Source organism: Flavobacterium cellulosilyticum, from assembly GCF_004349355.1.
GTDB lineage: Bacteria > Bacteroidota > Bacteroidia > Flavobacteriales > Flavobacteriaceae > Flavobacterium > Flavobacterium cellulosilyticum.
This window is the reverse complement of sequence record NZ_SMFK01000016.1, coordinates 1-23,668: the sequence shown is the minus strand read 5'-3', so window position 1 is coordinate 23,668 and position 23,668 is coordinate 1. Positions and strand designations below refer to the sequence as shown.

At 33.1% G+C, this 23,668-nt stretch carries 23 protein-coding genes and 2 pseudogenes; 9 read left to right on the top strand and 16 right to left on the bottom strand.

The genetic code is table 11. From position 1 onward, the window contains the following. Positions 1-2 precede the first annotated feature (2 nt). The 4 genes from E0F76_RS16555 to E0F76_RS19390 all read right to left on the bottom strand — a co-directional run bounded on the left by E0F76_RS16555 (position 3) and on the right by E0F76_RS19390 (position 4,072). Complete coding sequence (locus E0F76_RS16555; RefSeq protein ID WP_132008732.1) at positions 3-1,133, bottom strand: esterase-like activity of phytase family protein; 1,131 nt, start codon at positions 1,131-1,133, stop codon at positions 3-5. 196 nt (positions 1,134-1,329) lie between these two features. Then, positions 1,330-1,863, bottom strand: coding sequence for a DUF4136 domain-containing protein (locus E0F76_RS16550; protein WP_132008729.1), 534 nt, complete (start codon positions 1,861-1,863; stop codon positions 1,330-1,332). A 23-nt stretch (positions 1,864-1,886) separates the two neighbouring features. Continuing rightward, on the bottom strand, positions 1,887-3,863 hold the full coding sequence (locus tag E0F76_RS16545; RefSeq protein WP_132008726.1) for a urocanate hydratase: 1,977 nt from the start codon (positions 3,861-3,863) through the stop codon (positions 1,887-1,889). Positions 3,864-3,895: 32 nt separating this feature from the next. Beyond that, positions 3,896-4,072, bottom strand: coding sequence for a DUF5522 domain-containing protein (locus E0F76_RS19390; protein WP_165932730.1), 177 nt, complete (start codon positions 4,070-4,072; stop codon positions 3,896-3,898). 27 nt (positions 4,073-4,099) lie between these two features. On the opposite strand from E0F76_RS19390, the gene E0F76_RS16540 reads away from it, so the two are divergent. The 4 genes from E0F76_RS16540 to hemL all read left to right on the top strand — a co-directional run bounded on the left by E0F76_RS16540 (position 4,100) and on the right by hemL (position 7,561). Then, complete coding sequence (locus tag E0F76_RS16540) at positions 4,100-4,426, top strand: hypothetical protein (protein ID WP_132008723.1); 327 nt, start codon at positions 4,100-4,102, stop codon at positions 4,424-4,426. An 89-nt stretch (positions 4,427-4,515) separates the two neighbouring features. After that, positions 4,516-5,415: a 1-aminocyclopropane-1-carboxylate deaminase/D-cysteine desulfhydrase gene (locus tag E0F76_RS16535; RefSeq protein ID WP_246022093.1), complete on the top strand. Its 900-nt coding sequence runs from the start codon at positions 4,516-4,518 to the stop codon at positions 5,413-5,415. Further along, on the top strand, positions 5,415-6,215 hold the full coding sequence (locus E0F76_RS16530; protein WP_132008720.1) for a glucosaminidase domain-containing protein: 801 nt from the start codon (positions 5,415-5,417) through the stop codon (positions 6,213-6,215). Before E0F76_RS16535 ends, E0F76_RS16530 begins: the two co-directional genes overlap by 1 nt. Before the next feature lie 59 nt (positions 6,216-6,274). Continuing rightward, positions 6,275-7,561 carry a glutamate-1-semialdehyde 2,1-aminomutase gene (gene hemL / locus E0F76_RS16525; RefSeq protein ID WP_132008717.1) on the top strand — a complete coding sequence of 429 codons (1,287 nt, stop codon included), beginning with the start codon at positions 6,275-6,277 and terminating at the stop codon, positions 7,559-7,561. An 85-nt stretch (positions 7,562-7,646) separates the two neighbouring features. On the opposite strand, the gene E0F76_RS16520 is transcribed toward hemL, so the two are convergent. From E0F76_RS16520 to nadA, 3 genes are all read right to left on the bottom strand, one after another. Then, positions 7,647-8,126 carry a hypothetical protein gene (locus E0F76_RS16520; protein ID WP_132008714.1) on the bottom strand — a complete coding sequence of 160 codons (480 nt, stop codon included), beginning with the start codon at positions 8,124-8,126 and terminating at the stop codon, positions 7,647-7,649. Positions 8,127-8,963: 837 nt separating this feature from the next. Beyond that, positions 8,964-10,496 (bottom strand): L-aspartate oxidase, encoded by a 1,533-nt coding sequence (gene nadB, locus E0F76_RS16515; protein WP_132008712.1) that lies wholly within the window; start codon positions 10,494-10,496, stop codon positions 8,964-8,966. After that, positions 10,496-11,425 carry a quinolinate synthase NadA gene (gene nadA, locus E0F76_RS16510; RefSeq protein ID WP_132008709.1) on the bottom strand — a complete coding sequence of 310 codons (930 nt, stop codon included), beginning with the start codon at positions 11,423-11,425 and terminating at the stop codon, positions 10,496-10,498. The genes nadB and nadA overlap by 1 nt, the downstream gene beginning before the upstream one ends. Positions 11,426-11,648: 223 nt before the next feature. On the opposite strand from nadA, the gene E0F76_RS16505 reads away from it, so the two are divergent. Then, on the top strand, positions 11,649-13,460 hold the full coding sequence (locus tag E0F76_RS16505) for a hypothetical protein (protein ID WP_132008706.1): 1,812 nt from the start codon (positions 11,649-11,651) through the stop codon (positions 13,458-13,460). An 80-nt stretch (positions 13,461-13,540) separates the two neighbouring features. On the opposite strand, the gene E0F76_RS16500 is transcribed toward E0F76_RS16505, so the two are convergent. From E0F76_RS16500 to ric, 8 genes and pseudogenes are all read right to left on the bottom strand, one after another. Next, positions 13,541-14,017: a Dps family protein gene (locus E0F76_RS16500; RefSeq protein WP_132008704.1), complete on the bottom strand. Its 477-nt coding sequence runs from the start codon at positions 14,015-14,017 to the stop codon at positions 13,541-13,543. 167 nt (positions 14,018-14,184) lie between these two features. Continuing rightward, positions 14,185-14,577 carry an ACT domain-containing protein gene (locus E0F76_RS16495; protein WP_132008701.1) on the bottom strand — a complete coding sequence of 131 codons (393 nt, stop codon included), beginning with the start codon at positions 14,575-14,577 and terminating at the stop codon, positions 14,185-14,187. A gap of 1 nt (position 14,578) precedes the next feature. Beyond that, positions 14,579-14,818, bottom strand: a complete 240-nt coding sequence (locus E0F76_RS16490) for a CBU_0592 family membrane protein (RefSeq protein ID WP_132008698.1) — start codon at positions 14,816-14,818, stop codon at positions 14,579-14,581. A gap of 134 nt (positions 14,819-14,952) precedes the next feature. Further along, positions 14,953-15,386: pseudogene (locus E0F76_RS16485) on the bottom strand (RrF2 family transcriptional regulator). Between the two features lie 23 nt (positions 15,387-15,409). Then, positions 15,410-16,138, bottom strand: coding sequence for an anaerobic ribonucleoside-triphosphate reductase activating protein (locus E0F76_RS16480; protein ID WP_246022092.1), 729 nt, complete (start codon positions 16,136-16,138; stop codon positions 15,410-15,412). Beyond that, positions 16,083-16,247: an anaerobic ribonucleoside-triphosphate reductase gene (nrdD, locus tag E0F76_RS19930; protein WP_132008696.1), complete on the bottom strand. Its 165-nt coding sequence runs from the start codon at positions 16,245-16,247 to the stop codon at positions 16,083-16,085. Before nrdD ends, E0F76_RS16480 begins: the two co-directional genes overlap by 56 nt. A gap of 49 nt (positions 16,248-16,296) precedes the next feature. Further along, entirely contained in the window at positions 16,297-18,411 is a 2,115-nt protein-coding gene (locus tag E0F76_RS16470; RefSeq protein WP_132008693.1) for a ribonucleoside triphosphate reductase, read from the bottom strand. 39 nt (positions 18,412-18,450) lie between these two features. Beyond that, complete coding sequence (gene ric, locus E0F76_RS16465; protein WP_132008690.1) at positions 18,451-19,182, bottom strand: iron-sulfur cluster repair di-iron protein; 732 nt, start codon at positions 19,180-19,182, stop codon at positions 18,451-18,453. A 447-nt stretch (positions 19,183-19,629) separates the two neighbouring features. Here ric and E0F76_RS16460 point away from each other — a divergent pair. From E0F76_RS16460 to E0F76_RS16450, 3 genes and pseudogenes are all read left to right on the top strand, one after another. Further along, positions 19,630-20,502: pseudogene (locus E0F76_RS16460) on the top strand (PAS domain-containing protein). A gap of 145 nt (positions 20,503-20,647) precedes the next feature. Beyond that, the gene (locus tag E0F76_RS16455) at positions 20,648-21,817 is read left to right on the top strand and encodes a molybdopterin molybdotransferase MoeA (protein WP_132008687.1); all 1,170 of its coding nucleotides are present in this window, start codon (positions 20,648-20,650) and stop codon (positions 21,815-21,817) included. A 270-nt stretch (positions 21,818-22,087) separates the two neighbouring features. Further along, complete coding sequence (locus tag E0F76_RS16450) at positions 22,088-22,393, top strand: hypothetical protein (RefSeq protein WP_132008684.1); 306 nt, start codon at positions 22,088-22,090, stop codon at positions 22,391-22,393. A 71-nt stretch (positions 22,394-22,464) separates the two neighbouring features. Here the strand turns inward: E0F76_RS16450 and E0F76_RS16445 are convergent, their stop codons facing one another. Beyond that, entirely contained in the window at positions 22,465-22,983 is a 519-nt protein-coding gene (locus E0F76_RS16445) for a GNAT family N-acetyltransferase (RefSeq protein WP_132008681.1), read from the bottom strand. A gap of 446 nt (positions 22,984-23,429) precedes the next feature. Between E0F76_RS16445 and E0F76_RS16440 the strand changes: the two genes are divergently transcribed. Next, a partial coding sequence (locus tag E0F76_RS16440) for a transposase (protein ID WP_132004782.1) occupies positions 23,430-23,668 on the top strand: 239 nt, incomplete at its 3' end.

The following is a 23,668-nucleotide window of genomic DNA, read 5'->3' as shown; positions in this document are numbered from 1 at the left end:
ACTTATTCCACTTCGAAAAGTAAAATTTGTGTTTTTTGAAGTTTCGAGAAGTTGTTATCGGTAACAAAAAGCAAAGACTGTTTGCCGCTGGCGAGTTTTGGACCAAAAGTGATTCCCTCGATATTGTCTACAAACACATTTAAATCATCCATGTTTAGCACTAATTTTTTGGAAGCTAAAATGAATTTTTGGTTTTGTAATGAGGTAAAGTCTTTCACATTGGTTGCTTTAGTAAAATCGCATAAATAAATTTTTATAGTGCATTTTTGAGTCCCCACAGAGTAGGAACGTTCTACTACCAAAAGTTGGTTTTTGTCATAATACTGTATCGCCGAAACACCATTAATTGAAAATCCGTTTTCAGGTATGGGAAAATGGGCAACTGGGTCTAAAAGATAGGCGTATTGAGCAGTATTCGTTTTCGATTTTACCTCATATTGATACATACGAATTAAGGCTCCTTTGGTTGTAGTGGCTTCTTTATCATCTTCAAATAATGGCGATTCAATATTGGCAAATAGTGTGCGGTATTTTTTATCAAAAGTAATTCCTTCTAAAACAGCATTACTACGAGGCCCTTTATCTTCTTTTTGCATTTTTAGATTAGAAGATAAATTATAATTATTGACAAAGTTTCCTTCTAATGTAGTGGTTTGAATACTTGGGTTTTGTAATATAGTAGTTTGGTCCGAAATCACTCTTGCACCTTCACTACTCCAAACAATATTTTTTGTTTTTGGATTGTAACGAATGTCTTCTGGATCAATAGAAGTAGCAGGTTTTTTCTGCCAATTGCTGTAATTTTCCTTAGCTTTATTTTTGAAGGAAACCACATTTTCAAACTTAATACTTTTTATTTTATCGGTGGTCAAAAGAATTTTAGCAATGTAAAAACGTGCTATATTATACTCCGACCGATCATCGCTTATGAGGTAATATATATCGTTTTTCGCATCATAATCAATGCCAGATAAACCTCCAACAAGGGTGTTTTTAAATTCCTGATCAGAGGGAATTTCAATTGAATTGAGGAATTTCAATTGAAGAGTTGCAGAAGAAGTTGCGGTAGATTGTATACTTGAGCAAGAAACAATACAAAAAAGAATAACGGCAAAGAATGCTAATTTGTTCATAGATAATTATTAAATAGGGTAGCTCTCTCGCTTATTAATTGGTTTTTTTTTAAAATAATGTAAAGTGAAAGTGCTACAATTTAATTTGTGTAAAGGTAGAACGGATACTTATATATTTATAAGTTTTTGCATTAAATTATGGTTATAAAAAAACCGCAACAATACTGCTGCGGTTTAACCTATTTATAATCAGGACCTACTTTTTCACTGGAGGATATTGGGATAATATTTTGGCGACAAATTCATTTATTCGAGCTTCTTTATCGTTGCGACTTTTTGTTAAATAACCTACACCTTCACCTTGCCAAATTAATTCTTTTTTTCGGGCATCGATTAAATCAATAAAAAGAGTTCCTTCTGTCGAAGTGCTAACAATAGGTTGTCCTCCCCATAAATATGGATTCCAGCCATATCCCCAACCGTATCCCATTCCAAATGAAAATTGGTTTACATCAACACGTTCTTTTTCTTTAGTTGAAAAATTAATTAGTAAGTCAGGGTTTTCGCTTTTTATCATTCCTTTTTTTGAAAGTTCGGTGTCAATTGCATTTAGAATTCGTTTCTTGTCAAAGTCAGATATTTGAACTTTATCAATTCCTGACTTGTGAAAGGCATATGTTTTATATTGGCTAAAATCAACATTTTTGTCAAAATCAGAAAATACATTTACTGAACTGCAAGAATTCAATATAAAAAGGAGTAAAACAGGGATTAATTTAAAGGTTTTCATATCTAATTGTTTTATATTTTAATTTAAAATAAATTTTCGTCTACCAAGTTTGGCAAGGTAACTTGTAACAAAGGTTGCGTCTCCATTGCTCTTTTTATCGCAAAAATAGAACCTTCATTTCGAGCCCAACTTCTTCTTGAAATTCCATTGTTAACATCCCAAAAAAGCATTAATGCTATACGTTTTGAACTCTCCTTAGAACCATCAAGAACCATACCAAATCCTCCATTAATTGCTTCGCCCCAGCCAACTCCGCCGCCATTATGTATTGATACCCAGGTTGCACCACGAAAACTATCACCAATCACGTTTTGTATTGCCATATCGGCAGTAAAACTGGAGCCATCATAGATGTTTGAGGTTTCTCTATAAGGTGAATCGGTTCCTGAAACATCGTGATGATCTCGACCCAAAACCACAATTCCAATTGCTCCATTGGCAATAGCCTGATTAAAAGCTTCTGCGATTTTCATTCTTCCTTCGGCATCGGCATACAATATTCGGGCTTGGGAGCCCACAACCAATTTGTTTTCTTGCGCACCTTTTATCCATCGAATATTATCCTGCATTTGTTGCTGGATTTCCTTTGGAGCTGTTTTTGCCATTTCTTCTAGCACTTTACAAGCAATTGCATCTGTTTTGTGTAAATCGTCTGGATTTCCTGAAGCACATACCCAACGAAAAGGACCAAACCCATAATCAAAACACATAGGACCCATAATATCCTGTACGTAACTAGGATACCTGAAATCGATTTTGTTCTCCGCCATTACAGCTGCGCCAGCGCGTGAAGCTTCCAATAAAAAGGCGTTTCCATAATCAAAAAAGTACGTTCCTTTAGCAGCGTGTTTATTAATAGCAGCTGTTTGTCTTCGTAAACTTTCCTGAACTTTTTCTTTGAATAAATCGGGATTTGTATTCATCATTTCATTAGACTCTTCAAACGAAAGATTGTCGGGATAATACCCACCAGCCCATGGATTATGAAGCGAAGTTTGGTCGGAACCTAAATCAATATAAATATTTTTTTCGTCGAATTTTTCCCAAACATCTACCACATTTCCTAAATAAGCGATGGAAACAATTTCGTTATTGGCTTTCGCCAAAGAAACTCTTTCAACTAATAAATCAATGTCTTCTATGACTTCATTTACCCAACCTTGACTTAGACGGATATGAGTAATTTTTGGATTTACATCAGCGCAAACGGTGATGCAGCCTGCAATGTTTCCCGCTTTTGGTTGAGCGCCACTCATTCCACCCAATCCCGAAGTGACAAATAATCCTCCTTTTGGACTGCGATTTATTTTTCTAAAAGCATTCAAAACTGTAATTGTAGTGCCATGAACAATGCCTTGTGGACCAATATACATATAGCTTCCGGCTGTCATTTGCCCATATTGTGAAACACCAAGTGCATTCATTCTCTCCCAATCATCGGGTTTCGAATAGTTGGGAATTACCATTCCATTCGTAACTACAACTCTAGGCGCTTCTTTGTGGGAAGGGAATAATCCCATTGGATGACCAGAATAAATGGTAAGAGTTTGTTCTTCGGTCATTTCAGATAAATACTGCATGGTCAATAAATATTGCGCCCAATTTTGAAAAACAGCACCATTTCCGCCATAGGTTATCAATTCATGAGGATGTTGTGCCACTGCATCATCCAAATTATTTTGAATCATCAGCATGATCGCTTTTGCCTGTTCGCATTTTCCAGGATAATCAGTAATAGGGCGCGCAAACATGGTATAATCAGGTCGAAAACGGTACATGTAGATTCGGCCACAAGTAGTCAATTCTTGGGTAAATTCCTTTAGTAATTCCGCATGATGTTGCGGTTCGAAATAGCGAAGTGCATTGCGCAATGCTAACTTTTTTTCGGCTGCCGAAAGAATGTCTTTTCGTTTTGGAGCATGATTGATGTATGCATCAAAAGGTTTTGGCTGTGGCAATACTTTTGGAATTCCTGCTAGAATTTGTTCTTTGAAAGTCATTTTTATATTTGTTATGCTATTTTCAAAAGGACTTATTTTTTGATTGTACCAGTTCGCTTGTCAAATCCATAAGGACAATGACGACAGCCGTTTTTGCAGCAATACCCTTTTTTAAGATGGTATTTTTCAGTGAAGCATTTATACCCTTCAGGTGTATAATAAAAATCTTCGCCTTCTATTAATTTATTTTCATTACTTTGTTCGTGCATAGTAACAAATTTATACACTTTATAGCAATGTTTCTAATAGTTAGCAAATATTTAATACCTAAAGGATATCGTGGACTAACCCTTTTTCCTTTTGTATTTGTAAAATATCGATTCGATATAGATAATTTGGTTTTTATTAATCATGAACGAATTCATCTTCGCCAACAACTAGAATTGCTTATTATTCCCTTTTATGTCTGGTATATTATAGCATTTTTTATACGATTGATTCAATTTAAAAGCAAGGATTTGGCATATAGGAACATCAGTTTTGAAAAGGAAGCTTACAGCAATGAGCGCAATTTGGACTATTTAAAACAAAGACCATTTTGGGAATTTTTGAAATACGGATAATAAAAACATAATCGTATTTTGATTGGGATTTTAAGCAATAATTACTAAAATCATTTTGTGTTGTATATTTGCATTAAATACAATTTAGTTTGCAAGAAATAATTACACAAGAAATACAATTAAACACAAAGAATATCTCGTTATCGATACGGCGCGAAGATCTTATTCATCCCTTTATTTCAGGAAATAAGTTTAGAAAGTTAAAATACAATCTTCTTCAGGCAAAAGCCGAAAATAAAGATACGTTGCTCACTTTTGGTGGCGCTTACTCGAATCACATTGCAGCAGCAGCTTTTGCCGGAAAAGAGCATGGTTTCAAAAGCATCGGCATTATTCGTGGTGATGAATTAGAAAGTAAGATTGCTGAAAATCCAACCTTACAATTTGCTCAGGAATGTGGTATGAAATTCAAATTTGTCAGTCGAGAATCCTATCGTCAGAAAACAGAACCTGATTTTTTGGAAAATTTAAAACAGGAATTCGGCAATTTCTATCTAGTTCCCGAAGGAGGAACTAATGAATATGCTGTGAAAGGTTGCGAGGAAATTTTAACAAAAGAAGATGCTCATTACGATTTTATTTGCTGTTCCGTAGGAACGGGTGGTACAATTAGTGGGATTATACGTAGTATTTTGCCTCATCAAAAAGTTTTGGGATTTCCTTCTTTAAAAGGGGATTTTTTAAAAGATGAAATTCGTAAATTTGTCCAAGATCAAAACTGGGAATTAATTACAGCTTACCATTTTGGTGGATACGGAAAAGTAAATCCAGAATTAATTGCCTTTATAAATCAGTTTTATAAAGAAAATACAATTCCTTTGGATCCAATTTATACAGGAAAGATGGTTTTTGGCGTTATAGACTTGATTAATAAAAATTATTTTCCTGAAAACTCAAAAATTTTACTCATTCATACTGGCGGAATTCAAGGAATTCAAGGGATGAATTTAAAATTGAGTGCAAAAAAAATACCCATAATAAATTTTTAATGAAAAAAATAAATGTGCTTTTAATTCTGGCAGTACTTTTCGTAAGTTGTAATACGAATAAATCAGTCATTCAAACAACTAGAAAAGGATCAAAAAATACAGTGTCCCGAAACTACTCAAAAAGATCAAAAACCATTGAATCGACTCCTCGAGTAAAAGTAACCAATGACTTGATTTTGAATTATATCGAAAAATACAGTGTTATTGCTCAGTCTAATATGAGAACTTACGGTATTCCAGCAAGTATAATTTTAGGACAAGCCTTATTAGAATCAGGTTATGGAACTGCAGCTTTATGCCTGCAAGCCAACAATCATTTTGGAATAAAATGCCACAAAGATTGGGCAGGATCCTCTGTGCAATATGATGATGACACTAAAGGAGAGTGTTTTAGAAAGTACAATGATCCTTTTGATTCCTTTCGTGATCATGCTGTTTTTCTAACTTCGGGATCCCGTTATTCCCAACTTTTTAGTTTAGATATAAAAGATTATAAGGCGTGGGCAAGAGGACTAAAAGCTGCCGGATATGCGACTGATTCTCAGTATCCTTCAAAATTAATCACTTTAATCGAACGATACGAATTGTATAATTATGATAATGTTGAATTTGTAGGTGAACGACTTGCAAACAATTCAAATGCGAGAGTATATAACAATAATAGAGATTATAAAGTGCAACAAGGGGATACTTTATATTCTATTTCAAAAAAATTCAACCTTACAGTTGATGAATTGAAGCAAAAAAATAATTTTGAAGACAATTCAATTGCTATCGGACAAACGATACGAGTCAAATAGTTTGCATGATTTATTTAGCCAATTCAAAATCAAATATAAAATCGAAAACATACATTTAAATGCTATATCAAAGAAGTAGTCAGCTTTTCGCTGAAGCAGAAAAAGTAATTCCAGGAGGAGTAAATTCACCAGTTCGTGCCTTTAAAGCAGTAGGAGGAACCCCAATTTTTGTAAAAAGTGCCAAAGGAGCTTATTTATATGACGAAGACGGAAACAAATTTATAGATTATATTAATTCTTGGGGACCAATGATTTTGGGGCACGCTTTTCAGCCTGTTGTTGATGCAGTTATTGAGAAAGCCAAATTAGGAACCTCTTTTGGAATGCCAACGGAATTAGAAACGCAAATCGCCGCTCTAGCGGTTTCTATGGTGCCAAATATAGATAAAATACGATTTGTAAATTCAGGAACCGAAGCCTGTATGAGTGCCATTCGTTTGGCTCGTGGATTTACCAAAAAAGACAAGTTCATTAAATTTGCTGGCTGTTATCACGGACATTCTGATTCATTTTTAATACAAGCTGGAAGTGGAGCAGTAACTTTTGGTACACCCAATAGTCCTGGGGTTACAGCTGGAACTGCCAAAGATACTTTACTAGCAAAATACAATGATTTAGATAATGTTGCTGCTTTAATAGAAGCCAACAAAAACGAAATTGCTGCCATTATTATTGAGCCAGTTGCAGGGAATATGGGTTGTATTCCACCAAAAAAAGGTTTTCTTGAAGGGCTACGCCAATTGTGTACTGACAATGATATTCTTTTGATTTTTGATGAAGTAATGACTGGTTTCAGATTGGCCAGAGGTGGAGTTCAAGAATTATTCAACATCAAAGCGGATATTGTTTGCTTCGGAAAAGTAATTGGTGGTGGTTTGCCTGTTGGTGCATTTGCTTCCAGAAACGAGATTATGAATCATCTGGCTCCACTTGGACCAGTGTATCAAGGTGGAACTTTATCGGGAAATCCACTAGCAATGGCAGCTGGATTGGCAATGTTGCTGGCATTGGATAATGATCGTGCAATTTTTAAACGATTGGAAGAAAAAACTGCTTATTTAGAGTCTGGATTTAACAAGGTTTTAAAAGAAAATAAGGTTGATTATACCATTAATCGCATTGGTTCTATGATTTCAATTCATTTTGATGCGAATCCTGTTGTCGATTTTCAAAGTGCTGCAAAAGGTGATAACGAAACCTTCAAAAAATTCTTTCATGGAATGCTACAAGAAGGAATTTATATTGCGCCATCATCCTACGAAACTTGGTTTATCACTGATGCTTTAACGTATGAAGACTTGGATTATACCATTCAAGCAGTAGATACAATTTCAAAAAAATTCTAGTTGTTTGTAGACATAAAAAAAACTTCCGGTAACCAGCCGGAAGTTTAACTAACTAAACAAACAATTTTCAATCTTTTCTTTCTTACTACCCTTTGTTAAATTGATAATTTCTTGGGTGATTTCCTTTTCTATTGCCTTTGTGTTGACCACGAAAATTATCCTTACGTTCTTCTTGAAGTTTTTCATTCATAGCAGTCCATTTTTCATATTGCTTAGGATTAAGAATTTTTTCCATTCTTTTTTTAGTTGCAATTTGTTCATCTAACATTTTAGATTCCATAGCAAAACGTTCGTCACTTGTAGGTCGAACTCCTTTTTCTTTCATTGTTTTCATTGCTGTTTTTTTGGCTTCCATTTTTTCCATTTTTTCTGCAATAATAGATTTAAACTCTTTTTGTTGAGTATCATTCAAATCCAATTCCAAAGTCATTTTTTTTAACATCAATTGGCTTCGTTGTTCTGAAGTGAAGGGAGTTCTTTCTTCACCTTGATGTCTTCTATTTCTTTCTTGTGCTACAATGATAGTACCAACCATTAAGAAAACTACTAAAACTAATTTTTTCATTTTTCTATGTATTTAAATTATAGTAGTAAGACGATTACAGCTTAAAAAGGTTTAATCATTAACATAATTTTATACTATGTAATTATAATTTTGATCCAGTTCAAATTTAGATAGTAAGATATTAATCATATTTATTCAAGCTTTCTATTCGGTAATTTGTCAATGGAATTTAAAAACAAATTATATCTACAAATTATCTTTATTTAATTTGCACTAACCATTTTTATTTCATGTGATAAGAAGGAATAAGAAGCGAAAGACTTTTTAACAATAGGTGCAAAAAAAACTGAAACAGGAAATCTGTCTAGTTGTGATTCAAATCGTGGATTAGGTAAATTTACTGTTGAAGTACTTGGTGATAAAGTAGATGTAGCTATGGATTCCGAAGGGGGAAAATTCAAGGTGTAAAATAATTTATTTATTCCAAATTAAATCAGAATGCGTTTTTTTTAATGGTTATCTGTAATTAGTCCATGCTAGTTAAATAGATAACTAGTAAACAAAGAATGATTATGAAGTCATTGATTATGAAATTTAACATTTCACGAAGTTGAGTTGCATTTAGTAATGGCTTTAAGTAGTGCTTAAAATGATAGAAAAGCAGTATTTAATTTTTTTTAGAAAACAAATGTAGGTGCTTTTTATGCCAAAAAGTGAAACAACTGCAGCAACAAATTGGAATTTATTAATGTAAGAAAATAGTAGGTAGTTTATTGAAGTCAAATCTTGATTTGGTAATAAAATTTCATTGAATAGTATGCCTATTCAAATTTTACGCCATTAGTTACAACAAAAAAGCAGTTGACTTGGCTATATAATAAAATGATTTTAAGAAATTTAATTTTCGATTCTCAATTTTACAAAACCGCCACGGTTAAAGTTACGATCAATAGACATTTGGACGATTAAAAGCCCAATAGTAATCATATTGTGTAATTCGTATAATTCTGCGTTAACTTGATGGTTTTCGATTGTGTTTTTAATTTCTTTTTGCCAGTCAACGAGTGTTTCTTTGGCTTTTAGTAAATCAATATCATTACGAACAATACCAGCATTTTGACGCATTAAAAGTTGTAATTCGGCTTTTCTATTACTAACGTAATCCGGATTTATTTTGGGTTTTTGACTAATTTTCCAATCTGTCACTTTCGATTCCAATGGTTTGTTTTCAAAAGGGTTTTCTGCTAGAAAATGATAAATTTTGTCTGAATACACTAAGGCTTCCAAAAGGGAATTTGAAGCCAGTCGATTCGCTCCATGTAATCCAGTTCGAGAACATTCGCCGCAGGCAAATAAATTTTCAACACTTGTTCGTCCCGTTTTGTCTACTTCAATACCGCCACAAAGATAATGTTGGGCTGGAACTACAGGAATCCAATCTTTGGCAATGTCAATTCCTAAGTTTTTGCAATGATTATATATCATTGGAAAATGTTTGACAAAAGGTTCTAAATCTAAGTGAGTGCAATCTAAATATACGCATTCCTCGCCACTTTTCTTCAATTCTAAATCGATACATTGCGAGACAATATCTCTTGAGGCCAAATCGCCTCTTGGATCATAATCAAGCATGAATTGATGCCCGTTTTTAGTACGCAAATGAGCGCCAAATCCCCGAACGGCTTCAGATATTAAAAAGGAAGTTCCCGTCCTAGAATCGTATAAAGCAGTAGGGTGAAATTGAATGAATTCCATCTCCTTTATGCTTGCATTTGCTCTATGTGCCATCGCAATTCCGTCTCCTGTAGCAATTACTGGATTTGTAGTATGGCCATAAATATGACCAATTCCTCCGGTGGCTAGCAAGGTAAAATCGGATTGAAAGGTAAGTACTTCGTTCGTTTTTTGATCTAAAACATAGGCCCCTAAGCAACGATTGTTTTCAGTAATTAAGTCCAATGCTAAGTGATAATCTAGAACAGAAATATTTTCTTTTCTATGTACTTGCGTTAAAATGGCACGTTGAATCTCTTGACCTGTTTGGTCTTTATGGTGAACCACTCTGTTTTCTGAATGGCCGCCTTCTTTGCCTAAATCTAAAGTTCCTTGATTGTTTTTATCAAATTTCGCCCCCCATTCAATTAGTTCTTTTAATCTTTTTGGACCTTCGGTAATTACCATTTCTACAACGGCCTCATCACACAATCCGTCGCCACAAATTATAGTGTCTTCAATGTGTTTTTGATATGAATCCTCTAATTTATCTGTCACGATAGCAATACCGCCTTGGGCATATTTAGTATTGGATTCGTTTTCGTTTGCCTTGGTGACAATGGTTACTTTTTTATTAGGAAATTGTTCTGCAATTTTCACTGCAAAAGTCAATCCCGCTACACCTGAACCTATGATTAAAAAATTTGTTTGGATCATTATTTTGATAATTCAAGCATTCTTTGAATTGGAATTAATGCTTTTTTCATAATGGCTTCAGGAACGTGAATTTCTGGAGTTTCGTTCAGTAAACAATCGTATACTTTTTGTAATGTATTCATTTTCATATAGCCACATTCGCTACATGCACAAGTGTTATCTTCTTTTGCAGGAGCAGGAATTAATATTTTATCAGGAACTTCTTGTTTCATTTTATGAAGAATACCAGCTTCGGTAGCAACAATAAATTTCTGACTAGGATCCGTTTTTACAAAATTTATCATTCCTGAGGTGGAACCAATATAAGCTGCTGTATTTAGAATATGGGTTTCAGATTCTGGATGTGCAATAATTTTTGCATCTGGATTTTTTTTGTAAAGCGCAATTAACTTATCTAGGGAAAAAGCTTCGTGCACCACACAGGCACCGTCCCAAAGTAACATATCTCGTCCAGTTTGTTCCATTACATATTTTCCTAAATTTTTATCAGGAGCAAAAATAATAGGTTTGTCTTTTGGAATTGATTCTACAATTTTAACAGCATTTGATGAAGTTACTACAATATCAGTCAAGGCTTTTACTTCGGCAGAACAATTTACATAACTAATAACGACATGGTCTGGATGTGCTTCAGTAAACTTTTGAAATAAATCAGCAGGACAAGATTCAGCAAGAGAACAACCAGCTTTTAAATCGGGAAGAATTACCTTTTTGCTAGGGTTCAGAATTTTTGCAGTTTCAGCCATAAAATGCACGCCTGCAAAAAGGATAATATCGGCATCAACCTTCATGGCTTCTTGCGATAATCCTAAACTATCTCCTACATAATCTGCTACATCTTGAATGTCGGATTCCTGATAATAATGTGCTAAAATAACAGCATTCTTCTCTTTTTTTAATTCCAATATTCTTTCTTTTAGACTTTTCATTGTCAATATTTTTAATTTTTCAATTTAATATCATCTTTATTTTTATAAAAATAATATTTACACAAAGATACACATATTTAAAAAAATAAAAGAATTCAATTTATATCGAATTTGTTGTTTTTTTTAAGGTTTTTAGAGACACTTATAGTATGATAAATATCAGTTTTTTTACTAATGTCATTCCCGACCTTTGTATCTTATTATAAATAAACCAAAATAGATTATGAGCACAAAAAAACAAATACATAACTTTCATATTCCGGTGATGGGATTGGCTTACACGATTGATAGTCCTATCCGAGTAGCAAAGTATGGTATATCATCAGTTGTTTCTATTGCAGATGATGATCTTATTGAAAAAATGAGGGCTTTTTATAGCAAAAAATTTGACGTTCCATATCAAGAAATTACTCAAAAATTTCACGATTATCGTGCGGAACGAATTACGTCTTACTTGAATTTAGTCAATAAAATAGTAAATGAAAAGTTTGAAAATTTCAAAACAGAATTGGCGGAAAGCAAATTAGCATTAGCTAATTTTATTGCAATGTTGCCTAATAAATCCGAAATTAAGCAAGGATTAGAAAGCTTAATAGAAGATGGGATTGAATTCAAGGAAAACATCAAAAAATATCTTGAAAATAATCTTTCTCCCGGAGATATCGATGTGAATATCATGACCAAGCTTGATAAGGATAACTTTAGTAATAATGAGCAATTACCAGTTGAATTTAATGATGCTCACGCTGCACTTCGTGGATTTGCAAAAAGTGATTTGACTTCTTCAGTAGTTCTTTCTGCTGGGATGAATCCAAGGTTGTTTAGTTATTTCGAAAACTTCACAGCCTTTTTCCCGGATAGTAACGATGTTTTGAAGAAAAAAATCATCTTGAAAGTAAGCGATTTCCGTTCAGCAATGATACAAGGAAATTACTTGGCTAAAAAAGGACTTTGGGTTTCTGAATACCGAATTGAGTCTGGATTAAATTGTGGCGGACATGCTTTTGCAACTGAGGGTTATTTATTAGGACCGATTTTAGAAGAATTCAAGCAGAAAAAAGAACAATTAGTTGAGTCAGCACATGGCTTAATGGTGAAAGCATTAGGGCAAAAAGAAATGCATGTTCCAGCAACGCCAATGGATTTGAAAATCACTGTTCAAGGAGGAGTAGGAACAGCTGAAGAACACAATTTCTTATTGGATTATTACAAAGTAGATTCTGTAGGTTGGGGAACTCCATTTTTATTGGTTCCAGAAGCGACTTCTGTAGATGCAGAAACAAGAAAATTGTTAATAAATGCCAATGAAAAAGATTTGTATTTGAGTCATATTTCGCCTTTGGGAGTGCCATTTAATACTTTGAGAGGAACAACAAATGAAATGTTTAAACAACGACGTATTGATGATAATAAAGCAGGAAGTTCTTGCCCGAAAAAGTTTTTGGCTTTAAGTAAAGAATTTGGAGCTAATATTTGTACTGCTTCGAAAAAATATCAGGATATTAAGCTAGCCGATTTATATGCTCAAAAAGAGTTGCTTTCAAAAGAAGTTTTCGATAAAAAGAAATTTGATATTACAGAAAAATCATGTCTTTGTGTAGGTCTTGCTAATGCCGCTTATTTAGAAAATGACATTAAAATATCAGGACAATCTCAAGGAGTTATTGTTTGCCCTGGACCTAATATGGCTTATTTTGACAAGGAAGTTTCGCTTTCTGAAATGGTAAAACATATATATGGTCATGCAATTGTTATGTGTGATATGAACCGTCCGAATTTTTTCATAAAGGAATTGAAAATGTATATCGATTATTTGATAAATGAAATACGCAATTTTTCGAATGAACTAACAGCAGGTCAAATAAAAAAATGGAATGCTTTTAAATCGAATTTATTTGAAGGAATTTCATTTTATCAAACTTTTTTTTCAAACACAAATTATTTTGAAAACAATATAAAAGATATTTTAAACCAGCTCGAAAATTCAATTTCCGAATTAAATCGAGTAGAAATTCCAGAATTGAAACTAGTGTAAAAAAAACGCAATTTGTAAAGTGAGAAGGCCCGATTCAATTTTTTTGAGCGGGCTTTTTTTGTATATATTTTTAACGTTTGTTATTCGCTTAAAAAAGCAGAATACATCCAAACTAATTTTTCTTGTTCTCTAATGTAATCGCTCATTAATGCATTTGTACCCTCGTCATCTGCTTCTGCGGATAATACAAGTAATTCCCTTTGAAGTAAAATCGTTGTTTTGAATGAGTTTAGAATGTCTTCTACTGCTTTTATTCCATCAGAAACTTGATTGCTTTCTACTATTTTTGAAGATTTTAAATACTTCGTGTAATTGTGTTTTGGTGTATGTCCCAGCGTTAAAATACGTTCTGCTACTTCGTCTATTTTTAATAGAAGGTCGTTGTAAAGTTCTTCAAATTTAACATGAAGTTCAAAGAATTTTTGTCCTTTAATATTCCAGTGGTATCCTCGTGTGTTTTGATAAAAAATCGAGTAATTAGCCAATAACTCGTTCAATTTGTTTGATAATTCTTCTGATTTGACGGAATCTAATCCAATTGCGTTTAAGTTTTTCATTTTAATTTTTTTTATATGAATACAGTTAAAAAAACGCTTAACATATTTATGGATCCACTATGAATTTAATGTATAAAAACGCTTTTTTTTTTCTATATCAAAGATACGGTAAAATGTCCTTTTTTATTCTTTTAGAAGGGTTAGATTCAATATTTTTTAACTATTAGCTATAGAGAAAAAGCATTCAAAACACGCAGTGCTTTTTCGATGTCTTTGATATCTACAAAAATGTGATCATGATAAAATCCTGCAACTACATTACAGCTGATTTGATTATCAGAAAGTGCTTTAGAAAATGCTGCGGTAAGGCCAACTGCCTCTAAGGAAGAATTAACAGTTAATGTGATCCAAGAGGCAATAAACGAATAATTTAGGAGCAAGGAATCTGCAATTTCTTTTCTTAAAATGATTGTAATTCCTTCCTCTTCTTTGAAAGTCATTAGTATGTCCTCAAACTTAACGATATCTAAATTTTCAATTACACAAAACACATATTCGCCCAAATTTTGTTTGGGTTTCATGGTTTTTAGTAATTTTTCTAAGTTTAGTTCACCACTCATTTTATTTGTGTTTAAAATAGATAAAAATGCCGAAGGCAGATACGATAGCCCAACAGCCTTCAAGAATAATAAAGGGCAAATAATTCATTAATATCGAAGCAAAACAAGCTGTTCCAGCTCCAATAAAATTCATTGTTAAATAAGTTGCGCTGTCTTTTTTTATTTTGTTAGTTAAATTTAAAAAGAACGCAACCAGAAGAATGGTCACTCCAATAAATCCTACAAGATCAGTTTGTGTCATTTTTATTATAATTAAATTCTCTATTTTTAATTTAGCGTGCAGTCGAATGTATTTAATGCAAAAAAGATGAATTTCGAATAAAGCAACTAAGTTTTATACAAATTTCATCTCGTAAATATAATGGTAATCCTTTATTAATACTTCAAAAAATTTTCACCTGATTTTATTCCTAATGCGAGTTCTTCTAAAGTAGTGTTTTCTAGCATTAAAGCCAATTCACTACGTATTGCTTTGAACTTTTCGTGAGCTGGACATGGATGGTCACCGGAGCAATAAGTAAGCCCAAGTCCGCAACCTGTAAAAACCACATCTCCATCTATTGCCAATACAATTTCAACAAGTTTGATTTGACTCAATGTTTCCTTTGGAATTTCAAATCCGCCACCTACACCTTTAATGGAATGAATAATTTGGTTTCGAGCAAGAATTTGTAGAAATTTTGCCGTAAAAGCCTCCAGAGAATCCATCTTTTTGGCAATATCTTACAATCCCACTCTATTGCCTTTCTGCGATTCTGCAGCTATATAAAAGAGACACGTATTCCGTATTCACAGGTTTTTGAAAACATTTGTTATAATTTTGCTGTCTTTTTCACTCTCTTAAAATGACTTTAATAGTTGGGGTTGATAATTTTTCGTGATCTATTTTATTTATTGAACGTTCCAGTTTACTAATTGTGTTGACATTGTTTTTGAAAAATTGAATGTAATACTTGCCAACATAATTTTTGCTTTCTAAAAAAGCAACCATCTCTATTAAATCCTCTTCTGTTATTAAATCAGAGTGATAGGTGGTTCTTACTTCAAAATCAATTTGATATTCTAAAATCAATTCTAATGATTTTTCAAAAGAATCATACAAATCAGATTGTGTAATGTTTTGAAATTTTGATTGGGGAGCTTTATAATCTAAAGCAATATAATCAATTTGGTTTTTATCCAGCAATTGTTTTAGAATATCAGGGGAACTTCCGTTGGTGTCAATTTTTACTTTTAAACCCATTTCTTTGACCTTTTCGATCAACGGAATTATGTTTTTATGCAAGACACATTCTCCTCCGCTAAAAACTACTGCGTCGAGTAAGCCTTGTCTGGATTGCAAGAAGCGTATCGTTTCCTCATTTGAAACACGACCTTTTCCAAGAACAATTTCGGGGTTATAGCAATAAAGACAGCGCATATTGCAGCCTGCAAACCAAAGTATGCAAGCTGAGTTATGCGGATAATCCAATAAAGTGAAAGGGGTTATACTATAAATAGGTCTACTAATAGGTGCCTTCGCTGAAATGTGTTCGTTGTTTGTGTTCTCCTTTTTTTCCAATGTTAAAACTTTCTACGGGTCTGTGATAACCCATTACACGTGTGTAAACAAGACATTTGGTTCTTAAATGCGCATTTTTTTCTAGAATAGGATTGTTTTCTGTTTTCATAAAGGAATAGTTTTTAAGATTATATGTGATTACATTTTTTATAAATATGTTAAACGACTAAGTCGTTTACTGTGTTTCTAGACTTTTCGATTATAACATCATCACATTTTGGACAATATTCGTGTTCTCCATTCAAGTAACCATGAACAGGACAAACACTAAATACGGGCGTTACAGTTATATAAGGCAATCTGAAATTAGTAAGCACTTTTTTAACAAACTGCTTACATGCTTCTGGTGAGCTGATTTTTTCACTCATATACAAATGCAAAACTGTTCCTCCCGTATATTTGCATTGCAATTCATCTTGCAACAGTAAAGCTTCATAAGGATCTTCGGTATGGTCAACTGGAATTTGAGAACTGTTCGTATAATAAATATTTTCATCTTGTCCAGCTTGCAAAATATTAGGAAAGCGTTTTTTATCTTCCTTGGCAAAACGGTACGTAGTTCCTTCAGCCGGAGTAGCTTCCAAATTGTATAAATTGCCAGTTTCTTCTTGGAATTCTTTCATCCTATTTCGAATATGTTCCAAAATATCCGAAGTAAATTCAATCCCAGTTGATGAAGTTACGGTGTCTGTGTTTTCGCTAAAATTTACAATCATTTCGTTCATTCCATTAACGCCAATGGTCGAAAAGTGATTTCTAAAATGTTGTAGATAACGTTTTGTATATGGGTACAATCCACGATCATACATTTCCTGTATGAACACTCTTTTTTTCTCTAATGTAGATTTAGAAATATATAAAAGTTTGTCTAATTGTTTGAATAATTCCCCGCGGTTTCCTTTATATAAGTATCCTAAACGCGCCATGTTTATCGTTACTACGCCTATGCTTCCTGTCATTTCAGCACTTCCAAAAAGCCCGTTTCCACGTTTTAATAATTCTCGTAAATCCAATTGCAAACGACAACACATACTCCGGACAGCATTGGGTTTATAGGCTTCTTCATTTTCTATTTTCTTTCCATCTTCGTCTAATTTGTATTGGCTTCCTATAAAATTTTGGAAGTAAGACGAACCTATTTTTGCCGTATTTTCGAATAGTAAATCGGTGTTTTCACCGTCCCAATCAAATTCTTCGGTAATATTCACTGTTGGAATTGGGAAGGTGAAAGGTTGGCCGTTGGCATCGCCTTCGGTCATTACGGTATAATAGGCTTTGTTAATTAGATTCATTTCTTTCTGGAAATGTTCGTAACGCAAATCCGTTACTTTTGAAACCCCGCGTTCTTTTGCTCGAACCAATAAATTTGGATTGCTATTATTTTCGAAAAAATGATGGTCATTCTTAGTTGGAATTTGAGTTTTTAAATCTTCAGGAACTACCCAATCCAAAGTGATATTAGTAAATGGTGATTGCCCCCAACGAGCTGGAACATTCAAATTATAAACAAAAGTACGAATGGCTTTCAAAACATCTGGAAAAGATAAATCATCCTTGAAAACATAAGGTGCCAAATAAGTGTCGAAAGAGCTGAACGCTTGTGCACCGGCCCATTCACTTTGTAATATTCCTAAGAAATTGGCCATTTGTCCCAAAGCTTCCCTGAAATGGGAAGGAGGTTTGCTTTCGACACGACCACGAATTCCATTAAAACCTTCGTTAAGCAAAACTCGCAAACTCCATCCAGCACAATAACCGGTTAGACAATCTAAATCGTGAATGTGAATATCTCCGTTTCTGTGAGCATATCCTTCTTCTTTTGTGTAAACTCGATCAAGCCAATAATTAGCAATAATTTTTCCGGCAACGTTATTTACCAAACCAGCATTAGAATAAGAAGTATTGGCATTGGCATTAATTCTCCAATCTGTTTGCTCAATATATTCAGCAATAGTTTGGGAACTGTCTACATAAGTGGTGTCATCATTTAACCCTTCAACATGTTCCCTTTGTAATTTTCGAGTGTGACGAAACAACATAAATGATCGCATTACTTCAAAATACTGTTTTTCGAAGAGACTTTTTTCAATTAAATCTTGAATTTCTTCGACAGCCCAAGTTTCTTTTACTTGCAATCCTTGTATCACATCTTCAAAAACACTCTTATCAAATACTATAGTAGTACTTTCAAAACTTCGTGCAATGGCATCTTCAATTTTAAAACTTTCAAACGGTTTGTAATCTCCATTCCTTTTGATAACGTATTTTTCCATAGTATTTATTAATTTGGTTTGTAATGGTTGAGTGTTTTTTTATTTCTCGAAAGAGAAAAATTTCTCTAATGCTTTTGATTTAGGAAACACAATATTGTTTTCTAAGTGAATGTGTTTGTGTAAGTCTTGTTCAAATTCTTCTAACATGGCATAGGTCACTTTAAAAGTGTTACAAGCATCTTCTGGTAGTGTATAATTGTTTGTCAAAGCCGCTATGGTTCTAAATCGTAGTCCTTCATTATCATGTTCGTCCATCATCGTAGCAATAGGATTGTCTACTGTTCCAAATTGAGGTTGGTTAATTGCTTCATGTGATTTTGTTGCACCCATCATTTTTCTAATGAAAGGAAATAAAATCAACTCCTCTTTTTTCATGTGCAATGCCAATTCTCCTGCGCTTCCTTTAAAAAGTTCGTAAACTTCAAACAATTCAGGATGGTTGCTTCCGTGCACACTACATAATTTATCTAGAAATTGAATTATAATTGGAGCTTTTTCTTCAACATATCGGTGGTGCGTTTTCTCAATATAATCAATCAATAAATCCAACGACCAAGAATTGAAATCTATTCCAGTATCATTTTTTGAAGTTAAAACTGCATTGATCTCAGCTAATAAATGGGATTCATTAAGTTCGTTTTTTGTACAAACTTCTTGTAATGTTCTGTTTCCTCGACAACAAAAATCGATTCCGTATTTTGTGAAAATTGCTGCTGTTCTAAAATCTTGAGCTACATATTCTCCAATGGTATTTGTTTCTAATAGTGTCATAATTTGTTGTTTTTAAATTTAATTTCTAATGCAAATTTCTATCTGTTTTTAATAAAAGAGAGGTTTATCTGAAATTAAAAATAGATATATAATAAAATCATTATTGATTTATAATCAGTATGTTGTGCTATTTTGTTTTGGTTTTTTTCAAGAGTATAATTTTAAGTATAATAATTAGTGTAGAATATGATTTAAATCATACTTCGCTTTTTTTATTAACAGTTGTTGATAAAAAAGGAGAACTGAAAATGGTTTTTTTTAGAATTAAATGAAATTTTTAATTTCAGTTTCAGTTTTTATAATTTATGATTTGAGTCATATTTAAAAAAATATTTCTATACGTCCTTTGTATTCATAAATAAATAAAATACAATGTACGATACGACAGATACAACAACACTTCCGGAAGGACATCCAGTAAATGTTTATTTTCAGGAAAAAGAATAAATAATTAGCCTTCTTGACGAAAATTCAACAATAGATTCAAAAGCAGAAACCCAGAAATACACCAATATTTTCAACCAACTACAAACTATAGAGAAGCGATTTGCTCGCAAGGTAAATCAACTGTTTCCTTTTTTAGAAAAAAAGGATGGAATGGTCCTTCACAATGAATGTGGTCTTTTCGTGATAATTTAAGAGATCAATTTGGATTGTTACGCCAACATCTTGATGCTAACGAATTTGACTAATTAGCAAAAAAACACACCCTTTTTAGTCGATGGAATTTACCGATTGATGAAAATAGAAGAAATGGTTTTGTTTCCCAATGCAATGGATTTGCTAACTGAAAAAGATTGGATTACAATGCGTCAAGGAGAATAAGAAATAGGCTGGATGTTAAATGAAACGCCTGTTGTTTTTCCAGAAGTGGCTTACATTCATCCAAGTGAAGATATCACTAAAAGCGAAATGATCTTTTCGCTCGAAAACACCTCTCATTTTGATGAGGGTTATATGACGGTGGAGCAAGTGAATTTGTTGTTACGAACCATGCCACTCGATTTAACTTTTGTAGATGAAAATGACAAAGTGATTTTTTATAATCGTGGTTGAGAACGTGTTTTTCCTAGAAGTGCAGGAATCATTGGTCGTGAAGGGAAATTTTGTCATCCACCAAAAAGCGTGGGAATAGAGATAAAAATAATCGATAGTTTTAAAAACGGTCAGCAAAATGAAGCTTCGTTTTGGATCAATTTTAAAGGAAGGTTGATTTGCATTCGCTATTTTGCCGTTTGGGATGCCTATAAAAAGTACAAAGGTGCAATTGAAATGTCGCAGGATATTACGGATATTAAAAATATTGAAGGTGAAAAATGATTATTGAATTGGGAGTAGTTTAGCAAAATAAAAGGTTTATTAATTCAATCGAAAGGCTATGGTATTTAATATCGCAGTCTTTTTTATTTTGGATATGGATTAATCACATTTGAGTTGTATTTTTGAATTTCAAAATAAGAACCTTATGATTTCAGTTCAAGACGCCTTTACGATTTTACAAAATAATTTACCTGCACTCCAGCAAGTTGACTGTCCGCTTATTCAAGCTCGAAAGCATATTTTGGCTCAGGATATTTTTTCTCCTGTAAATATGCCTCCGTTCCAACAATCGGCGATGGATGGATTTGCACTTTGTCTTTTTGATGGTTTAGAATATGAAATTATTGGCGAAATAAAAGCAGGCGATTCACATCAAGTGAATTTATCTCCAGGTCAAGCCATAAAAATATTTACAGGTGCTGCAGTTCCAGATTCTGCACAAGCGGTGATTCAAATCGAAAAAGTTACTGTAAAAGACGCAAAATTAGTTTTAGAAGAAATTGTAAAACCAGAAACTAATGTGAGGCCACTTGGCGAACAAATTAAAGTTGGTGAATTGGCACTAGAAAAAGGGACTTTGCTCAATGCTGCTGCTATTGGTTTTTTGGCAGGATTGGGATTAACTACAGCTAAAGTATTTCAAAAACCCCGACTAGGAATTGTCGTAACGGGAAACGAATTGGTAAAACCTGGCCAGCCATTAGAGTATGGAAAAGTATTTGAGAGTAATGGGATTATGCTTGAATCAGCTTTAAGAGACGCTTTTTTTGAAAATATCAATAGGTATGAAGTAAACGATGATTTTGAAAATACTAAAAGTAAACTTCAAACAGCCTTATCTGAGAATGAGGTTGTCTTGGTTTCGGGAGGGATATCAGTAGGAGATTATGATTTTGTGGCTCATGCATTAGAAGAATTGCAAGTGGAAACACTATTTCATAAAATCAATCAAAAACCTGGAAAACCTTTGTTTGCAGGAAAACGGGAAGATAAAATAATTTTTGCTTTACCTGGAAATCCGGCAGCTGCATTGTCCTGTTTTTATGTGTATGTGTTGCCCACCATAAAAGTGATTTCGGGCGAAGCCGCCAATTACAATCAGTCAAAAACAATTGCTATAGCTCACGATTATTCGGTTCTGAATACCCGTGCTCAGTTTTTAAAAGCCACTTTCGTTAATGACGAAGTGAGTGTATTGTCGCACCAAGCTTCTTCGATGTTGAATTCTTTTTCAGTTTCTAACGGTTTGGTATTTGTTCCTGAGGGAAATTATGAGTTGAAAAAAGGCGATAAAGTAGCGGTTTATTTGTTGTAAGAAAGAAATGTATAACTGTGTTATTGATAGATTCTCAATTTTGAATATCAAATGTAATCCATCTAGTTTTCTATTGTAAATTTTGAAAGATTTATACATTAAATAAGGTTCTAAATCAGTTTGTTAATCGAATTTGGTTTTTTTATTGATAAATTTAAATACTGTTTCATTTTAAATTATCCATTTTATTTCATAACTTTATCAAAGAATTCAACAGTTATAGTGGTTGAAAATAAGAATAGTAAGTTAAACCCATTTAAATATAGAAGTATGGAAGTACAGTATCAAGGTAAACAAAAAGGAAAATCGACAAAATTTACAATAAAAATTATTAATAACAACATATCAAGAACGAGTTCTAATTATCAAGTTGCATTATATGTTGGTGACAATAAATTACCTCTTTTTAAATCTGCAATTCACAAGAGTTTGTCCAATTGCTTAAAAGAAATCTACTTGTTCAGGAAACACAATCATATCGATTTTGTGACTTCATCAGAAAAAGTAGTGCCTAAATTAGCACCTTACGATTTGGTTTTATATAATTATAATAAAAAGGTCTTGTTTATGGCTTAAGAGTTTACTTTGTTAATTATGAAAGGACTGTTCTAGCTTAGAACAGTCCTTTTATTTTTCAAAAAAGTTGCTTATTCAACTTTTGCAAGTATTTTTTCAAAAGCTTTTCTTGGACTTCCTCTGAAATAGACTTCCCCACAATACGAGTAGCTTAATTGTTTAAAGATAGCCAACATAGCAAAGTTGTCAAAATTAGTATCGGCTTTGATGCTGTAGATGTTGTTCTCAATAGCGAATTCTTCAATAAATTGAAATATCATTTTAGCAAAACCTGTTCCTAAATATTTTTCAGAAATAGCCAAACGATGAAATACTACAAAGTCCTCATTCGTTACCCATTTTCCCTCAATTTTAGTGTATTCCGGTTCGTCATTGATTGCAACAGCGCAATAACCAATGATACTAGTTCCATGGGTCAAAACATATCCTACTCCTTTTGCAAGATCTTTTTGCACCACTTCCAGATTGGGATATCCGTCTTGCCATTGGTTGCTGCCGTCTTTTTTCCTTCGAACTATGGCTTGTTGTAAAATTTCCCATATTGTAGAAGCTTCAGAAATTTCGGCTTTTCTAAAATGATGTTTTGACATTGGAATTATATGATTTGGTTTTTAGTTTCAACGATTTAAGAAATGTAAAGTTACGAGTTTGGATATGTTCTAATCGTTAAGATTAAGTTTAAAAACATTCTTTTTAATTTAAATTTTCTTAATTATTTATATGCTACATTTTCAAAAAAGCATAAAGACCCATATTGGAGGTAAGATCTATCTATCGAAAAATCTATTTGCTTACTGATCACTTCACCCGACGTTATATTGAAAGTGAAAGATATAAAAACGAAGAATAAGAATTGTAAAATGAAGTTTTCATTTGTTTAAGACCTTTCACAAAACGTAGAAATGACTTTTAATTCCTTTTTTAAAGAGGTATATTTGAAAATAAGCAACTTAAGTGTTATACATTGAATCCTATACTTGGACATGCTAACTTTACCCGCATAAAAAGTTAAGAATAAAAACCTTAATTTTAATTTATGAAAAAAACGCGAATAATTTATGACCGAGCTTTTAAAGAGAAAGCAGTCCAGTTGAGTTTTGAAAGAACAAATATTTCAGAACTGGCCAGAGAGTTAGGAGTTACTGCTCCACAGTTGTATAAATGGAGAAAAGAATATGAAGAGTTCGGACAAGGAAGTTTTCCAGGGAACGGCAATTTAAAGCAAACGCCAGAACAGGAACGCATTTCGGAACTTGAAAGAAAGCTCAAAGATGC

What these genes read in the sequence shown, in the direction of transcription:
- E0F76_RS19390 (WP_165932730.1), bottom strand. Translation starts at nt 4,072, where the DNA reads ATGCACGAACAAAGTAATGAAAATAAATTAATAGAAGGCGAAGATTTT.
- E0F76_RS16470 (WP_132008693.1), bottom strand. Translation starts at nt 18,411, where the DNA reads ATGGAAAAATACGTTATCAAAAGGAATGGAGATTACAAACCGTTTGAA.
- E0F76_RS16555 (WP_132008732.1), bottom strand. Translation starts at nt 1,133, where the DNA reads ATGAACAAATTAGCATTCTTTGCCGTTATTCTTTTTTGTATTGTTTCT.
- E0F76_RS16490 (WP_132008698.1), bottom strand. Translation starts at nt 14,818, where the DNA reads ATGACACAAACTGATCTTGTAGGATTTATTGGAGTGACCATTCTTCTG.
- E0F76_RS16495 (WP_132008701.1), bottom strand. Translation starts at nt 14,577, where the DNA reads ATGAGTGGTGAACTAAACTTAGAAAAATTACTAAAAACCATGAAACCC.
- E0F76_RS16550 (WP_132008729.1), bottom strand. Translation starts at nt 1,863, where the DNA reads ATGAAAACCTTTAAATTAATCCCTGTTTTACTCCTTTTTATATTGAAT.
- hemL (WP_132008717.1), top strand. Translation starts at nt 6,275, where the DNA reads ATGCTATATCAAAGAAGTAGTCAGCTTTTCGCTGAAGCAGAAAAAGTA.
- nrdD (WP_132008696.1), bottom strand. Translation starts at nt 16,247, where the DNA reads ATGAAAACAGAAAACAATCCTATTCTAGAAAAAAATGCGCATTTAAGA.
- E0F76_RS16540 (WP_132008723.1), top strand. Translation starts at nt 4,100, where the DNA reads ATGTTTCTAATAGTTAGCAAATATTTAATACCTAAAGGATATCGTGGA.
- E0F76_RS16545 (WP_132008726.1), bottom strand. Translation starts at nt 3,863, where the DNA reads ATGACTTTCAAAGAACAAATTCTAGCAGGAATTCCAAAAGTATTGCCA.
- ric (WP_132008690.1), bottom strand. Translation starts at nt 19,182, where the DNA reads ATGACACTATTAGAAACAAATACCATTGGAGAATATGTAGCTCAAGAT.
- E0F76_RS16500 (WP_132008704.1), bottom strand. Translation starts at nt 14,017, where the DNA reads ATGAAAAACTTAAACGCAATTGGATTAGATTCCGTCAAATCAGAAGAA.
- nadB (WP_132008712.1), bottom strand. Translation starts at nt 10,496, where the DNA reads ATGATCCAAACAAATTTTTTAATCATAGGTTCAGGTGTAGCGGGATTG.
- E0F76_RS16520 (WP_132008714.1), bottom strand. Translation starts at nt 8,126, where the DNA reads ATGAAAAAATTAGTTTTAGTAGTTTTCTTAATGGTTGGTACTATCATT.
- E0F76_RS16455 (WP_132008687.1), top strand. Translation starts at nt 20,648, where the DNA reads ATGATTTCAGTTCAAGACGCCTTTACGATTTTACAAAATAATTTACCT.
- E0F76_RS16505 (WP_132008706.1), top strand. Translation starts at nt 11,649, where the DNA reads ATGAGCACAAAAAAACAAATACATAACTTTCATATTCCGGTGATGGGA.
- E0F76_RS16445 (WP_132008681.1), bottom strand. Translation starts at nt 22,983, where the DNA reads ATGTCAAAACATCATTTTAGAAAAGCCGAAATTTCTGAAGCTTCTACA.
- E0F76_RS16450 (WP_132008684.1), top strand. Translation starts at nt 22,088, where the DNA reads ATGGAAGTACAGTATCAAGGTAAACAAAAAGGAAAATCGACAAAATTT.
- nadA (WP_132008709.1), bottom strand. Translation starts at nt 11,425, where the DNA reads ATGAAAAGTCTAAAAGAAAGAATATTGGAATTAAAAAAAGAGAAGAAT.
- E0F76_RS16530 (WP_132008720.1), top strand. Translation starts at nt 5,415, where the DNA reads ATGAAAAAAATAAATGTGCTTTTAATTCTGGCAGTACTTTTCGTAAGT.